Here is a 16,944-nt window from a genome sequence, read left to right on the forward strand (position 1 = left end):
CAATCGCGTTTTGAACTTGTCACACCCGAGAAAAAAGTGATGAGCGAGTTTCCCCACTCGTTTCCCGCTGCTGGAATAGCATGCGTCTGATGTTCCCCCTTAGTCCATCAAGCATCCTACTTCAGCGAAGATGCCCCATCGTTACATTCCCCATGAAACGAGGCACATCTTTAGGGTTCATCACGTCCGATTCGTTCGTTTCCCCGATGAACGGATCACATAACGCTTACGCCACTTTTGGTCCCCCGCCAAAAGTGGTTTTTTTTGTATCTAAAAAGCCTGCAGACGATGTCTACAGGCTCGAGTATGTTCAGCAAAAGACTCGATTGCTCGCAATCGGGTCTCTTTCAAAGTCTTGCTAACAGCTTTCCTTTTTGAAGTGTCGATACGTAAGCGCGCTTCGTAAAGACATCATGGTCGTTACTTCGGGCTGCGTCTAATATGCCTTCATAGAGGAGCGCCGCTGCTTGGACCGGCTTTCGGCTCGTCACTGGGTACAAGTGATGCGTCTCACGGGCACTGCGGTATAGCGTCTCCGCTCGGGTGGCCATCGTCTCCCACACTTTCACGAACTGAGGCGTCACTTTCCGTTCGAACAGGTCGGTCTCTGACATCGCGTGTTGCGCTAAGAGCGTGCGCGGTACATAAATCCGGTCCCGATCCAAGTCCTCACCGATGTCGCGAAGGATGTTCGTCAACTGCATGGCGATGCCGAGGTCGATCGCGCCTTGCTTCAGTTGTTGTCGCGCTTCCATGTTCGCGTCCGGGACAAGGATTGGTAACAACATCAAACCTACGGTGCTAGCCGCGTAATAGCCGTACTGCTCCGTCTCTTCAAGCGTCGCGTAGCGTGTCTTATGTAAATCCCACTTCATCCCTTCCGCTAACTCGAAGAACGGCTCGACGTCCATGTCATAGCGCTGCCAAACGTCACGTAAAGCAATCCAAAGAGCGCCGTCTGGGTCGTTACCGGCTAAAAAGCGGTCGAACTCCGCCAGAAATGCGGTCAAACTTTCCTCAGGATACGCTGACTCGTCGACCGCATCGTCTAACGTCCGGCAAAACGTATAGACCGCAGCGACAGCCTGGCGGTCCGGTTTTGAAAGCAGGGAGAAGGCCCGATAAAACGTGAGCGAGCCTTTCTTCATCACTTCTTCACATTGACGATACGCTTCTTGCCTCGTCATGGTACAATGCCCCCATTTCTTCTTCCATTCTTTTCACTAACAACTGTGAGCCGATCATCACGATCGGGACACCACCGCATGGATGTACGGAGGCACCGACGGCATAGAGGCGATCGATTTGAGCGTATGGACGGGCTTGCGGCTTGAATGCGGCCGACTGTGAAAGTTTCGGGGCAATCCCAAAGCTTCCGCCTTCGAACAACCCGAACCGTTCCGCATCCATCGGTGTCCGGACTTTCATCTCGATGACACGGTCTCTAAATTCAGGGACCATCCCTTCGATCCGGGACACGAGATGTTCAATCGCCTCGCTCTGTTCAAAATCTTGTCGCTCTAACTTGCGCGGTACCGGCACAAGGACATAAAGCACACTCGTCCCAACTGGTGCGAGCGTCGAATCGATGAGCGATGGATTGAACGTATACATCGCCGGATACTTGCTCAGTTTACCATCTTCAAAGATCGTACGCATCGACCCGGCAAAGTCGTTTGGCAAATCGAACTGATGGACCGGGAGTTCGATCTTGCCGTCCACCGTGAAATAGAGGAGCAACGTGCCGCTCGACGGTTCGTACGCTTTCGGCTTGATTCCATCGATCAGACGTTCCATGAGCGGAAAATCTCCATTGACGATGACCGCATCATACGGATGAGGGACTCCATCGACGACGACGGCGTTGGCGCGGCCGTCTTGGACGCGGACGCGGTCTACTGGCGTGTTCAACTTGAACGTGACGCCCCGTTTCTTCAGCTCTTGTTCTAACTTCGTCGCAAGCGAAAAATATCCTCCTCGTACGTACCAGATTCCTTCCTCTTGCTCGCGATATGGGATCAAGCCGTACAGAGACGGCGTCTCATAGGGATTGCCGCCGATGTAGAGCGTCTGCAGACTATAGGCGACCCGGAGCCGCTCATCTTTAAAGAACCGCTTCATGTTCTCATGAGCCGATTCATACGCTCTCAGGCGCATGAGCAACATGAGCAGTCTCGGCTCGAACAAGTCGGTCTTACCTTTATAGCCACGGTTTAAAAACGTGTCAAAACCGATTTTGTATTCTTCGCGCTTTTGCCCCATGTAGCGACGGAACGATTCGCCTTCGCCGAAAAATCGTTCAATCTCTTCGGCTTGACGATCGATGTCGTGATATTTATGAAACGTCGTCCCATCTTCGTAACGAAGGCGATAGAGCGGATCGACTTCGAGCAGTTCGAGTTCCTGTTCGGGAAACCCTGCTTCTTGTAGTTGGCTCTTCAGCTTGCTCGGCAGCAAGACGATTGTCGGTCCTTCGTCGATACGAGCACCATTCTCAAACTCGACATAGTTGAGGCGCCCACCGACCCGGTCCTCTTTCTCATAAATCGTCACTTGGGTCGATGGATGCTTATGAGTCCATAGCAAGGCGGCGTAAAGCGACCCGATACCGGCACCAACGAAACTGATGTTCATCGCCCGACACCCGCCCGGTCCCGAAGCAAGTTGGCCGTGATTCGTGCCGATTCAAAAATCGTCGGCAGTCCGCTTCCTGGATGCGTCCCTCCGCCGACGAGCCAGACATGGTCGAGCTCTTCGAACTGATTGTGTGGACGGAAGTACATCATTTGCGACAAGTTATGTCCCAGGTTGAACGTTGCCCCTTCATAGACTCCAAACGCTTCCCAATCGTTCGGGGTGAGCGCCTGCATCACTTCGATATGGTCTCGGACGTTTCTGTAAGGCGAACGTGTCTCGAGTGCGTCCAACACACTCTCCGTCATCTTCGCCTGAAGCGTCTCCCATGGGAGGTTTGATAAATTATTCGGCACCGGTACGAGTACGTAGAGCGACGACTTGCCTGCTGGCGCGAGCGTCGGGTCGATCCGTGACGCGTTTTGGACGTAGAACGAGAAGTCCTCACTCAGCTTCAAGTCTTGCGTCATCTCTTTGACGTTACGCTCATAATCATCCGCAAAGTGAATCGAATGGTGGCCGACCTCATCATAGACGCGATCGAGTCCGAGGTAGAGCATGAACGTCGAGCAAGAATAGCGCTTCTTCTTCAACTGTTTCGGACTCCAGCGCGTGAGCGTATCGCTCGGTACGAGCGTCGTCATCGCATGGGCAAAATCCGCCCCGACGATGACTTCGTCAAACGCGTAATGGACGTTGTCCGCCACGAGTCCGTTGACACGTTTCCCGTCGAGCAATAGACGGTCGACCGCTTCACCTAACCGGATCGTCCCGCCTTCTTCCTCGATGACACGGGCCATCGCCGAACAAAGTTGGTTCACTCCGCCGATCGGGTGATGGACGCCGTACGCGTGTTCCATATAAGACAAGATTGAGAAACCGCCCGGACAGTCCCAAGCCGACATCCCGAGGTACTTCGCTTGGAACGTGAACGAGTATTTAAGTTCTTCACTTGTAAAGTACTCAGACAGCACGTCGTATAGCGATTTTCCGATCGAGAGGAACGGCAGTGCCTTCAAGACGCGTGTCGACACGTAATCCGTCAGCTTATCATGGGCGGTTTGGAGCACCGGCATGAGCTTCGATAGTTTGACCGCCTGGTCTGCCATGAACCGGTCATACCCTTCACCGTTACCGGGGAACATCTCTTCAATCGATTGGCGCATCTGGTCGCGGTCGGTCGTCATCGATAGCACGCTTTGTCCGCGATCAAAATAAAGATCGTACATCGGTTCTAATCGCTTCATATCGACATAATCAGCCAAATCCCGCCCCGTCTCTTCGAACATTTCTTCAAGAATATATGGCATATTCAAAAAAGTCGGGCCACGATCGAACGCGAACTCCCCGACTTGCAGACGTGACGTCCGTCCACCGACAAACGGTTGTTTCTCAAATACGGTTACATTCACACCACGGCTCGACAAGATCATTGCGGCAGCAAGCCCGCCTGGCCCGGCACCGATCACTGCGACTCTTTTTTCCGACACGTTGAACAACTCCCTATGTGAAAAGTCTCTTATGCTTCTATTCTATTATAGAAATGACTGGAGACAAGTTCAAATCTGAATCGGTTCGCTGTGCGCTGTATGCTTCAATCTCCACGTTCGGCGATGACGATATACCAAGATCCTTCCGGAATAAACGGAATGAAACGTATTTTCTCAAAGCCGACCTGTTCCAATTGCCGGCGCAACTGACGAGTCGTCGGGAGTGGATGGAGGTTATCGTGGAGCGTCATGAACGCATTGAACGCCGAAGCGAAGCGGGCGCCGAGCGGTGACTCCGCGAGCGGCGTAACGAGAACGGCGACACCTGCCGTATCGAGATTGCTGAGCATCCGCTCTAACAGTCCGATCCGCTGCTCGGGCGAAAAGTAGTAAAGCATATTGTTCATCATGACGGCATCGAACCGCTCGTCGTGATCCCATTCCATGAAATCGGCCACTTCGTAACGAATCTCACCCGTCTCATCTTGCTCACGTGCCTCTTCGACGACTTCTTGTTCGAGGTCGATGCCGGTCAACTTCCAATCCGGCTCAAGACTATGGAGTTTTCGCAAATAGCCCCCGTGGCCGCAACCGATATCAAGCATCGTCTTGACGTCCGCTTGGCGGAGCAGCTGTTGGACGACCGGGAAAGCGACCGTTTCGACGAGCGTCGACGTTTGAGCGACGACTTTCCCGTGTGTCGCACCGTCGAACGTATTCTGTTTGCCGGACTCTAAAAAGTCTGGGTAGGCGATGAGTGCCGGGATATGAAGTTCCATCATCTCTTGAAGCATGAACCCGATGCTGCGCTCGTCTTTGAGCGAGAGTTGATACTTCAAGCTACGTGTCGGAAAATAACGCCACCCTTTCTTCTTCAAGTGGCGAACGGCGACGCCAACTTCTAGCCAACGCTCGAGTGCGAGTTTCGTGAGCGGCTGCTTCAAGCGCAGCGTCATTTCAGCGAAGCTCGCCCCGCCTTGAAGCGCGTCGAACAATCCGTATTTGTAGCCGATGTAGCCGTGCCATAACGGCAAGAACGATTCGGTTTGCTTCATCCATCTACGCGCATGTAGTACACGCGACCATTCATTCATTTGTTGATCCATTGTTTCACCTCATCATCGTTATCACTGATTTTTTTATTTTCCCCTAATAATTTGCGGACAAACAAAAAAATCCCACTTCGATGTGTGAAGTGGGATGTGACTCAAATAAAGTTGCTGAAGAACGACTGACCGTACGGCAACGCGTAACCGATAAAGATCGTCACGAGTGACAGTGCAACGAAGCCGCCAAGCATAGCGCCCGACGGTTTTCTTTTTTTCAAACGAATGAGCGTCATCTCACCGAAGATGAGTGCGAGCAATCCGACCGTGATTTTCACGTGGTAGAACATGCCGCCTCCGTTCAGTTGCAAGTACAAATAAAGTCCTGTGCCGAACGCGATGAGCAACATGAGCCGAAACGCCATATGCGCGATCTTGCCGCTCTTGTTTCCGTTCTTGTAGCCGATGTAGGCGACAGCGAACAAGACGAGCAGTAAAATCCAACTCGTGACGTGCGTGTGTAGAAATGCTGTCAATGGCATTTAAAAATCCCCCTTTTCATTATGTACAACTACTATTGTACACGAACAAGCCACTTTTCGGTCAAGCTGTTAACAAACGATAAAAAGAGACGTACCGGTCGCGATTGAACGGCACGTCTCCTCCTCTTGTTTTAATCAAGCCGTCGTTTGTTCTTCTTCCCGAACAGCGTGTTCGAAGCTCGGAATCACAACGGTGAACGTCGAGCCTTTATGTTGGACGGACTCGACATGGATCTGTCCGGCGTGACCGCGCACAATCTCTTGGCAGATGGGGAGACCCAGTCCCGTGCCGCCGATTTCACGGCTGTCCGAGTTGTCGACGCGGTAGAACTTATCGAACAGACGATCGAGGGCGTCGCTCGGAATGCCGATCCCCTGGTCTTTCACTTTAATCGAGATCGATTGATCATGATGGGCCAGCTCGACCGTGATCTTCCCGCCACGCGGTGAGTACTTCACGGCGTTCGAGAGCAAGTTGCTCATCAGCTGTTTGAACTTCTGACAGTCTGCGAACAGTTCGTACGGTCGGTCGTCGACCGTGACCAGCTCGAACTTGTGTTTCAATGACGACGCTTCATAGAACGTCATCATGTCATGGATGACCGGCTCGATATCGAGCTGTTCCCGGTCATACATTTGGCTACCTGATTCCATGCGCTGTACGTCGAGGAAGTCGTTGACGAGATGCGTCAACCGCTCCGTCTCAGCGTGGATTGTCTGCAAATATTTCGCCTGTTTCTCGTTCGGCAACTGTTTCTTGACCATGAGCTCGGTGAACCCATAAATCGAAGACAACGGTGTCCGCAACTCATGCGAGATCGTCGAGATGAACTCGCTCTTCAAGCGCTCGGCCTCGGTCTCACTCGTAATATCACGGAAGACGAGCAGCGTCCCTTTCGACAAACCGCCGACGACAATCCGCTCGGCATACATCTGTAAGTTCATCTCCCCTTTACGGATCGAGAAACTGACACTGTCGTGCGGGAAGTCGTCTGTGAACAGACGGTCTGTATATGTCATGAAGTCATCGTCTTGGTCGACCGTCGTCGCGATCGTCTCCCGCCACTCGTTCCAAGACAATTCCGCGAGCTGACTCGATGTGATCGCATCGAGCTCTGGGAACATCTCGTAAAGCGGTCGGTTGACGAACACGTCATCGGTCGAATGTTCGACGTAAATGACAGCTTCTCGGATTGAATCGAGGATCCGTTCGGTCTTGCCTTTTTCACGGGTCATCTCTTCAAACAGACGCATCCGAAGTAACGACAACGACAGCTGACGTGCGAACGACATGATATCGCCCATTTGCGTCTGCGTGAAGCGGTCTTTGTAACGGACGAGATAAATGAAGGCGATGATTGAGTCATCAGTCGGGTCGTGGACCGGTACGGCCGTCTCATACATGTAGTACGGATACGGCAGCGGATGGTCGCTTGCGACTTGTTTCGACGAATGGACCGTCGTCCGCAGCGTCATCGCCCGCGTCAACACGGAGTTCTCGCTATCGAGCAATTTACGCGACAACGTCTCGTTCAGCCCGTGGCTCGTGATAGAGAACGAGCCTGTCGCATCGAGGAAGACGAGCGCCCCGACTTCTGAGTCGGTGATGGCGACAAGTTTCTCGATGATCTCCGGGTAAGCCGTCAACGAATCGCGAGCCGCGAGCGTCTCGGTCAATTCGTTTCGGTACGCCAAGTGCTGTTCGTTCTGTTGCGTCTGCTCCAAGATCTCTTCAAGCTCTTGTTGCTGCGCTTGCAGCTCTTCTTGCTGGGCGATCAATTCTTCTTGTTGTGCCTGCAACTCGTGGTTCTTCTCAATCAAGTGACGTTCATTTTCACGGAGCGTCTCAGCCATCTTGTTGAACGAACGGGACATCGTCCCGATCTCGTCTTCGCGCTCCATTTGATCGCTCAAGTCGACGATCTCACCTTTCAATAAGCGGTCAGATGCGACCGACAAGCGTGAGATCAGACGGGACTGACGACGCAAGAACGGTTGGACGAATAGTAGAATCAATGCCGCGAACGAGAAGATGCTCGCAATCCATAAGAACTGTAAGACATCATTGTTCACTTTCCAGTCGGCGTACACTCTGTTTTTCTCGCTGTTCATCAACGCCTTGTAGTCGATGAGTGACGATTCGATCTGTTGAATCGGACCGAGTGTATCGATACCGCGTTCCGGATCGTACGGTACGGTTCCTTGTTCAATCAACCGTTCGGCTGTCGGCAACGCCAATATGGTTTCAGGATCAATCGTGTTCTCGGTGATTTCCCCGGACGCTCGCAGTTGACCATATTCCGCCGTGACCGGCATGATCACATCGAAGTAAAAATCGTGAAAGGTTTGTAAGTCGGCTGCGAAGATCTCACCTTGTTTTGTTTCGACAGCGCCCTTGAACCAGTTGATTTCTTGTTGGAACTCATTTTCTTTACTTTGGGCCCGCTCGAGCGCTTCCGCATCGCCGAACAGCAAGTAGCCCCGTGAGTCATACTGCGCGCTCTGCCATTCGTCCCAAAGTGTATTCAATCGGTTGATCCGTTCATCGACTTGTTGGAGACGGGCTTCATTCTCTCTGACCCTCGTTTCCATCTGTACGTACATGATCATCGATCCGACGAGCGCGAGCGCGAGGAAAGAATATAGGGCGGTCATGATGTCACGTCCTAGTTTTTGTTTAAACCATTTATTCACTTCACGATGCCTCCTATGATCTTCACAAGTTCAAGCGGACTAAACGGCTTCGAAATGAAATAATCGACCCCAATCTCATTCGCGCAATCACGGTCAGATTGTTGGCTCTTCGCCGTCAACATCATCACTTTCGTATGTTGACGTCCCGGCAACTTCCTCACTTTCTCAATGACTTCAAGACCTGTCATTCCTGGCATCATATGGTCGACAATCACGAGATCGTACTCGTTCTGTTCGATCAGCCGATAGGCTTCAAGACCGTCTGGCGCTTCATCAATATCGTATCCTTCATCTTCTAACGTATCTAATACGAGCATGCGCAATACTTCTTCATCTTCTGCTAGTAGAATTTTCACCATGACGTTTCCTCCATTATTATCTCATTTCATTATTTCACCTAATCTATTTCGTATATTATCTCATTTCATTATTTTACCTAATCTATTTCGTATATTATCTCATTTCATTATTTTACCTAATCTATTTCGTAATCACAAAAATAAAAGATGCACGGTTTATAACCGTACACCTTTACAATCATATCGTCTACATTATAGTACAACAGTTTCCTGCAATTCCAAAGAATAAATAACCGTTGTCCCGACTTGGATATTCCAAATCGACTCGATCGCTTCGCGGTAGAGCGACAGCTGAACAGCGTAGCGGTCACGAAGCAACTGTCTTGCTTCTTCTCGCGACGCGCTCGCGAACAAGACCGAGTCCGATTTATAGTCGAGCAGGACATACGTCTCACCATCGAAGAACAGGCAATCGATGATCCCTTGAATCAACACGTGCTCGTCCGTGAACGTCGCCGTCGGATTCACTCGCTCCGCAGGCACCGTATACGTGAACGGCAACTCGCGCCATCCTCTTCCGGCTTGCAGCGCTTCGGATAGCGACCGACCGATCTCCGAGCTGAAGAACGACTCGATTTCAGGCAGCGCCAGCCGTGCCGTCTCCGCCTCGATCGGACCGAGCATCCCATTATTTTCCCACCGGTCGATTTGTATGTCGAGCGGTTCAGTCGGCTCAAACAATTGGAAGATGAGATGGAGCGTCGTCCCGCGCTCGGCACCTGTCTGCTTCGTCTGCTTCCATTTCGGCTCCCGATACGGGGTATCGCTCGGGCGGAACGTGTCTTCGAACGCCGCTTGCTCGAGTTGAATCGCTCGTTTCAATTCCGTCACGGTCTGTTTCGCTGCCGTCTCGGTCGCGGCTTGGGCTGGATAGCTGTACGAAAAAGCTCGATTGACGACTTGAATCGTTGCTTCTTCGTCTTTGACTGGAAAATCAATCGCCTCGAACTGTTGCACATGATGAAGCTGGGCCATCATCGCTTGGAGTGTGGCCACTTCCGCCAAATCATCTTGTCCGATGATTCGATACGTCCAGCTCGTCGCTTCCCGTATCGGCGAAAAGACCGGTAAGCCCATCTCCTCGATGAACGGTACTGCGCCTTCTAGTTTGAGGAGCGCTGGCGCGACCCAGTCCAGATACGTCTTCGCCTCGCGTCGTGCGTCAGCGGACAACGTCTCACCCGTCGCTTCGACCTGCAGCCATTGGTTGATCTGTTTAGCCGGTTCTGCGACCGTCCCGACTAAGATCAGCTTCTCTTTCGCCCGGGTCAGCGCGACGTATAAGACGCGCATCTCTTCGGCTTTCATCGTCGCATCGAGATCCCGACGAATCATCTCTTTCACGAACGTCTCTGTTCTCGTCCGGGTGACGACATCGATCGCGTCAAGGGAGATGCCGTATCGCTTATGGAAGATGACACGTTGCATCTGATCACGTTTATTGAACTGTTTGCCGAGTTGGGCGACGATCGTCACCGGAAACTCAAGCCCCTTCGATTTATGGACCGTCATGATGCGGACGACGTTCTCTTCTTCTCCGAGTGAACGTGCTTCCGATAAATCTTCACCATTATCTTGAAGCCGGTCCATGACCCGCAAGAAGCGATATAATCCACGGTAGCCGCTCCGTTCATAGGAGAGGGCCCGGTCATAGAGCGCCTTCAAGTTCTCTTGACGCCCTTTCCCGCCCGGCAGCCCACCGGCAAAATCGTAAAACCCGGTGTCGTTGAACACTTGCTGAATCAACTCCGACAAGCTGTGGTTGCGGGCGAACGTGCGCCATTCCGACAACTGATCGAGCATGTCCCCGCACTTCAATCCGAGCTCGTCGTCATCGTCTGCTTTCGCCTTGAGCGCATCGAAAAACGACGCTTCCGACTCTAAGCGAATCTTGGCCAGCTCTTGATCGGTGAAACCGAACATCGGTGACCGGAGCGCTCCGGCGAGCGGGATGTCTTGGAGCGGGTTGTCGATCAACTTCAAGAGCGACAACATCATTCGAATTTCCGTCGCTTGGAAATAGCCGCCGTCCGAATCGGTATAAGCCGGGATATTATACTGTGTCAAAATGTCCATCAACTGCTCGACCCGCTCTTTTTTCGAACGGACCAAGATGACGATGTCCCGGTACTCACAGGAACGAAGCAATCCGGTCGCCTCGTCCGTCACTTTGAACGGCTCATCACCAGAGACGAGCTCTAATATACGTGTGGCGATGGCACGGCCTTCAAGCTCCTGTTTCGATAAGTCCCGGCTTTCTCCGTTGACGATCAAGAGTTCAGGACTTGCCTCGAGTTCTTCATACGCCCGACCCGGTACGAGACGTGCCGCCTCGTCATACTCGATCTCACTCACTTCTTCGTCCATCAACTGAATGAATAGGTCATTGATTCCGTCCAGCACTTCGGAGCGGCTTCTAAAGTTTTGAGACAAGTCGATCCGTTGCCCCGAACCGGCTTGTTTGAACCGCGTCGCTTTCTCGATGAACAACCTCGGCTCGGCGTGCCGGAACCGGTAGATCGATTGCTTGATGTCCCCGACCATGAACAAGTTGCCGAGCTGTTCACTCTCATTGCTGACGAGTCCGATGATCGTCTCTTGGATCTCGTTCGTATCCTGATACTCATCGACCAACACTTCGGCGAATCGCTGTTTGTAGAGCGACGCGACCGATGACGGGGCGTCCCCGTCCCGTAGTATGGCGAGCGCGTAATGCTCGAGATCGCTGAAGTCGACGAAGGCGCGGTCCCGCTTGGCTTGCTCGTAAGCGGCCCCGAACGTTCGGACGGTTCGGACGAGCGTCTCGACGAGCGGACGCTGTGACAGCAAGACGTCTAAATGATCAGCTCCGCTGACACTCGCTTGACCGACCGCATCGACAAGCCGCTTTTTCGCTTGGTCATAGGCCGGCTTCAACACCGTGTGATAGATGTGATGCTCGTCTTTTTTCTGGACCGGTTTCATCGTTCCGAATTTAACCGCTCGGGACGCCGTCTCGAGTTCACTCCATTTGAGCGTGTCTTTGTCGATGTTTTGGAACGGGAAAATCGCTTTGGACACATTTTCCGATTGCGCCTCGTAACCGGCAAGCCGGAGTTCGATCGCTACACGCCGGAGTTGCCGAAGTGCTTTTTCAATATCGACCCAGAGCAACTGCCCGAACTCGACGAGAAGTCGCTCCTCGTCAGGGTCACCTTCAAACTGATAAAGGGAGACCAGCTCATCTAAATACGCCTCCGGATCAGGAAGGGTTCGCGCATATTGATACAAACCGAGGATCAGCTCTTCGATTTCACTGTCACCACGGTCAGACGTATAGGCATCGACGAGTGCGAAAAACGAGCTGTCTTCTTGACCGTACTGTTCTTCGAGCACGTCTTCGAGCACATCGTCTTGCAAGAGCACCAAGTCCCGTTCCTCGGCGATCTTGAAGGCCGGGTCGAGGTCGAGCAAGTAGTAATTCTCGCGAATGACTTCTAAACAGAATGAATGAATCGTCGTGATGAGCGCCCGGTTCAGCATTTGCCGTTGTTTTCGTATATAGTCGTTTTCCGGATGTTCCCGCAGCGCCTGATCGAGCGCTTTGGCGATCCGTCGTTTCATCTCGGCCGCTGCCGCGTTCGTGAACGTCACGACGAGCATACGGTCCGCCGTCAACTCGTCCGCTTCATCGAGCAAGCGGCTGGCGAGCCGTTCGACGAGCACGGCCGTCTTCCCTGAACCGGCTGCCGCCGAGACGAGTACATGGGACCCCCGTGCGTCGATGGCTGCTTGTTGATCACTCGTCCACTTCATCGGCGTCACCTCCTAATTTAAACAAAACTTCTTCTTTATCTAACTTTTTCAGCTGACGGGGCTCGTTGGCGAGCGCCTCGTCAAAATGACAGACACTTTGATACGGACACGTCTGGCACGGACGCCGCTCTTTATATTCATAAGGCTCGACACCGATTTTCCCATCATACATCGCCTCCACACTCGTCTCGGCAAGGTCGAGCGCGTGGTCCATCAACTGCTCGAGCTGAGGAGGTGAGACGACTTTTTTCGTCGTGTTCGCATCGAGCGTCCCGTCTTTCTTATATTTGACCGGAATGACGATCGATTTTTTCTGTTCCCTTTTCGCCGTCTTGTCCATCACCTCTAGGATGGCCGGATCGTCGACGAGCAACCCTTGCATCTGATACGACTCGAGCACTTTCCGCTCGGTTTCGGCATCTGTCTCAGCCGGCGTGACGAGCGGTCGGTGGACGTGGAAATACAACGCGGCTGCAGGTGCCACGGACCCTTTTGCCCAAGCATCCGCCTGCTCGATCAACACTTTCAAATAGATGAGCATCTGCATCGCCAAGCCATAATAAATCTCAGCGAAGTCGATCTCCCGTTTGCTCGACTTGTAATCGACGATGCGGACGTACAGCTGATCATGGACCTGTGCCGTATCGACCCGGTCGATCCGGCCGACAAGTTCACACGTCGCCCCGTTGCTGAGCGTGAACGACACCGGCGGGAAGTTGCCGCTCCCAAACGCGAGTTCGAACGCGACGGGATCGAACCCGTCACGTTTCGACTGCTCGATCAATACTTCTGCCGTCTTACTGACGACGTCCGTCAGCTTTTTCTTCAAGTAACCGTAGCGGTTCGAGCTCATCAAAATCGCATTTTGAATCTCCGGTGTGACGAGTTCGACGGCCGACTCCGCAAGTGAGGCACATTGGTCGGGCGACACGTCACGCCATTCTTTCCCGTCCATCTTGACGGTTTGAGACATATGCTCGAGCGTCCGGTGGTACAAGTTACCGATGTCCGGTGCCTCGAGCCGATAGAGCCGTCGTTCTTTCAGACGCAAGCCGTAGTTCGCAAAATGACGGAACGGGCAGGCTTGGAACGTCTCGAGGCGGGACACACTCGCCCGAATCGAGTTCGTGTAAAGGGACTTCGCGACCGACTCTGGCAATGGCTCGGGAACGTTTTGATAAAACAACGCGCTCGTCAACAGTCGGATTCGCTCGCGTCCTTCCGGATGCTTCAACAGTTCGTTGTACACCGTGAACCACGTCTCTTGAATCGGGTAGTGACGGCTGAGCCGTTGCAACTCGAGCGCCGTCACGGCCGCTGTCTGGTTCACGTTCGTGATGAAGGCGAGCTGATCTGTCGGGCGATGCTCTCCCGCTTCTGCGAAGTGGGTCTTGATGGCCTTGCCGTTACCGAGTCTCGCCTTGACGTCAGCGATGAAACTCGCCGGTTGAATCGCTTTCCCGCTCCGGTCGACGAGTGCGTAACTGACGTACAACCGGTCACTTGGCGCCGTCAACGCTTTATACAAGTAGTACGTCTCATCGTCAAACAAGTGCTCGGTCGCTTTCCCCGCCCGGACACCGTTCTCATGCATGAAGTCCATATCGTGGTCCGTCAACAGTTTCGATTGTGTCGCGACGAGCGGGATTTGATCTTCGTTGGCACCGAGCAAGAAGACGATTTTTTTATCGATCAAACGCCCCCGCACGTAATCGGTCACCGTCAATTGATCGAGTGACGGCGGGACGAGTGCATAGCGAAGGCTATCGAGGCCGGTGTCCATCATTTGCAGGAACAGTTCCGTCGAGAGCGTCTCTTCCGGCGCGGCCGCCTCGAGTTGCTCGAGAAGATGGAGGACCGCGTCCCATACTTGTGTATGCTCTCTTGCTTCAATCAGGCGTGATGCGTCGAGCGCTTCTTCGCGCCAATGGGCAAGGCATGACGAGACGTCGATTCGGTCTAGAAAAGCGTAAATGGCGTGCGTGTAGGCCTGCATCGTCTTGGCCGCTTTCAAATCGGTGAGGAGCGGATCGAACGTTTCGACGACGGTTTGACGATAGGCGTTGAGTGCCGCTTCCGTATCGAGTTCTTCACCCGTCAACTTGGCCTCATCTTCGGCCCGGCGTTTCAATTGCCACTCGTCATGCCAGTGATAATGTTTGATGCCCCGCTCAATCACGAACGCCTCGAGCCGATCGACAGACGTACGCCGATGATTTCGGTCGAGCACGATCAGCTCGGTCTTCAACGCGCGGAATATAGCTTCTTCCCGGTAGCCGCGGAGCGCGACTTCGATCGTCGCCTTCAACAACTCGACGACCGGGTGATCGAGCATCGGCTGCCGTTCATCCAGGAAGAACGGCAAGTTCATTTTTTGAAGCGCTTGTGACGCCAAGTCCCCATATTCTTCAAGTGACCTTGAGATGAACACGATGTCTCGGAAGCAGTAGCCGTCTTCGCGGACAAGTCGTGTGACCTCACGGACAGCGGCCGCTACTTCTACGGTCCGGTCGACGGCTGCATTCAAGGCGACTTGATTTTCCGCCCGCGTATACGGCGCTGCCGTCACTTGCCCGAACGTCGCCTCGAGATAAGCGAGACTTGGATGTTTAAAACGATGCACCCCATGATACAGTTCATCCGTCGACGAAAGTTGACGTTCTGAGAGCAGCTCTTTAAGGCGCATCAGCGTCCGCTGTGTCGGTCCGAACAACGGGTGCGGACGATAGAGCGAGTCCGGGTCGACCGTCAACAAGACGTCCAGCGGCGCCTTCTCGGCTAAAGCGACGAGCACCGCGAGCTCTTGCTCCGAAAACTCGTTGAACCCGTCCACATAAAAGTGAGTCCCTGTTAAATCGACTTCCGGTAACAACTGCAACATCACTTTGAAGTAGTCTTCGGCGTGAAGCGTTTTGCCGGCCGTCATCGTCAAGAAGCCTTCATAGAGGATGGAGAGGTCTTGCAGCTTCAAGGCCCGATGTTGGTCTTGCTCGCTCAGGCGAAGCAACTGCTCCGGCTCGACGAGGCCGCGTTTCAACATCGTGATCAACTCGTTCAGCTCTTCGTAAAACCCGTACTGGTTCATCGTGCGCCGGAACAGCGTCAGCCGCTCCTCGTTCATCTCGACGACACGCCGTAACAAAAGATGGGTCCCTGTCTGGTCTAAAAACTGCTCGGTCGCGACACCGTGATCGCGCATGATCAAGAATGCGAGACGGCGCATCGACAGCACTTGAATTCGCGTCGATCCGTTTAAACCGTCTGTCATCGCCATCTTCCGTTCCATTTCAAACGACATTTGGTCTGGAACAAGCATATAGATGGTCGGGCCGCTCGGATCGCGCTTTAGCTCTTGAATGACTTGATTGATCATCCGCTCGCTCTTACCGCTACCCGACCGTCCGACATGAAAAGTGACCGTCATTTAGGCGAACACCCCTTCCCTTTTTCTTTTATTATGACGCATCGCCTGCTGTTTGTAGAGGGAAACCTGCCGGCTACCTTGCAAGAAAAAAACACAACCTTCTCGTATCCCATTCGTTCGAAAATCGATTAGACTGAACGTATGAGGGGGAATATTATGAGTGCATATGAACAATTCGGAGGCGAACGCGGCGTCCAGCAGCTCGTCGACGCTTTTTACGAACTCGTTTACGCTGATCCCGTACTGTTGCCACTGTTTCCGGACGACAAAGACCGGGTAAAACAACATCAGTTCGAATTTTTGACGCAACTGCTCGGAGGACCAAAACTGTATACGGAACGACGTGGCGGCGGCAACTTGGCGATGATCCACCGCGATCACCCAATCTCAGAAACACACGCCGGTCATTGGCTCGGGTGCATGGAACAAGCGCTCAAGACGGTCGACGCACCGGAAGCAATCAAGCGACAATTGTTTCAACGTCTGATCATGTCGTCGTCAAACGTCATCCGCGTCTGCTCGCACCATTTTGAGTAGTCATCATTTAAAAAAGCGGGTATGATAGGAAAGTAAGCAAAGGAGGTCGGTTTTCATGACAGAAGAAGAGAAAAAAGAGACCGTTTCAGCTAAAGAGGAAACGGAAGAAGTAGAACCTACGGCAGTCCTCGCCGAAGTCCTTGAAGAGGATGAGGAAGAAGATTTACCCGAAGAAAAGAACATGGACCACATCAAAGGTGTGTTCAACTATACACAAAAGAACGGACGGGAGTATCGCGTCGTCTTTTATCACGACCGTAAAAACCTCGTGTTCCGTGAACTTGGAAACGGGAAAGTCGAATTTGTCGGGCGTTTCACAGATGATGCCTACGACGAAGAGAACGAAGCAGAGATGCAAAAACTCGGTGAGCAACAGCTCAAGCGGATTCTTGCCGATCGACTCAAATAAAAAAAATCGCCCGC

11 protein-coding genes are annotated in these 16,944 nt (G+C 52.9%); 2 read left to right on the forward strand and 9 right to left on the reverse strand.

From position 1 onward, the window contains the following. Nucleotides 1–347: 347 nt before the first annotated feature. The 9 genes from EVJ22_RS06435 to addB form a co-directional block, all read right to left on the reverse strand. Nucleotides 348–1,187 carry a phytoene/squalene synthase family protein gene (locus EVJ22_RS06435; RefSeq protein ID WP_131443523.1) on the reverse strand — a complete coding sequence of 280 codons (840 nt, stop codon included), beginning with the start codon at nt 1,185–1,187 and terminating at the stop codon, nt 348–350. Further along, nucleotides 1,156–2,634 carry a phytoene desaturase family protein gene (locus EVJ22_RS06440; RefSeq protein WP_131443524.1) on the reverse strand — a complete coding sequence of 493 codons (1,479 nt, stop codon included), beginning with the start codon at nt 2,632–2,634 and terminating at the stop codon, nt 1,156–1,158. Before EVJ22_RS06440 ends, EVJ22_RS06435 begins: the two co-directional genes overlap by 32 nt. After that, complete coding sequence (locus EVJ22_RS06445) at nt 2,631–4,124, reverse strand: phytoene desaturase family protein (RefSeq protein WP_071399243.1); 1,494 nt, start codon at nt 4,122–4,124, stop codon at nt 2,631–2,633. Before EVJ22_RS06445 ends, EVJ22_RS06440 begins: the two co-directional genes overlap by 4 nt. Nucleotides 4,125–4,228: 104 nt before the next feature. Then, a complete protein-coding gene (locus EVJ22_RS06450; RefSeq protein ID WP_071399242.1) occupies nt 4,229–5,230 on the reverse strand; it encodes a class I SAM-dependent methyltransferase in 1,002 nt (333 codons plus the stop codon). 101 nt (nt 5,231–5,331) lie between these two features. Continuing rightward, complete coding sequence (locus EVJ22_RS06455) at nt 5,332–5,712, reverse strand: YisL family protein (RefSeq protein WP_071399240.1); 381 nt, start codon at nt 5,710–5,712, stop codon at nt 5,332–5,334. Between the two features lie 135 nt (nt 5,713–5,847). After that, nucleotides 5,848–8,406: a sensor histidine kinase gene (locus EVJ22_RS06460; RefSeq protein WP_084813062.1), complete on the reverse strand. Its 2,559-nt coding sequence runs from the start codon at nt 8,404–8,406 to the stop codon at nt 5,848–5,850. Beyond that, the gene (locus EVJ22_RS06465; RefSeq protein WP_070327845.1) at nt 8,403–8,765 is read right to left on the reverse strand and encodes a response regulator; all 363 of its coding nucleotides are present in this window, start codon (nt 8,763–8,765) and stop codon (nt 8,403–8,405) included. The genes EVJ22_RS06460 and EVJ22_RS06465 overlap by 4 nt, the downstream gene beginning before the upstream one ends. Before the next feature lie 192 nt (nt 8,766–8,957). Beyond that, nucleotides 8,958–12,560 carry a helicase-exonuclease AddAB subunit AddA gene (addA, locus tag EVJ22_RS06470; RefSeq protein WP_131443525.1) on the reverse strand — a complete coding sequence of 1,201 codons (3,603 nt, stop codon included), beginning with the start codon at nt 12,558–12,560 and terminating at the stop codon, nt 8,958–8,960. Then, the gene (addB, locus tag EVJ22_RS06475) at nt 12,544–15,984 is read right to left on the reverse strand and encodes a helicase-exonuclease AddAB subunit AddB (protein WP_131443526.1); all 3,441 of its coding nucleotides are present in this window, start codon (nt 15,982–15,984) and stop codon (nt 12,544–12,546) included. The genes addA and addB overlap by 17 nt, the downstream gene beginning before the upstream one ends. A 156-nt stretch (nt 15,985–16,140) precedes the next feature. On the opposite strand from addB, the gene EVJ22_RS06480 reads away from it, so the two are divergent. After that, entirely contained in the window at nt 16,141–16,521 is a 381-nt protein-coding gene (locus EVJ22_RS06480) for a truncated hemoglobin (RefSeq protein ID WP_070327848.1), read from the forward strand. 55 nt (nt 16,522–16,576) lie between these two features. After that, nucleotides 16,577–16,930 (forward strand): hypothetical protein, encoded by a 354-nt coding sequence (locus EVJ22_RS06485; RefSeq protein WP_131441590.1) that lies wholly within the window; start codon nt 16,577–16,579, stop codon nt 16,928–16,930. Nucleotides 16,931–16,944: the final 14 nt, after the last annotated feature.

Origin of the sequence: Exiguobacterium sp. SH0S7, assembly GCF_004337195.1 — a bacterium.
Classification (GTDB): Bacteria; Bacillota; Bacilli; order Exiguobacteriales; family Exiguobacteriaceae; genus Exiguobacterium; species Exiguobacterium aurantiacum_A.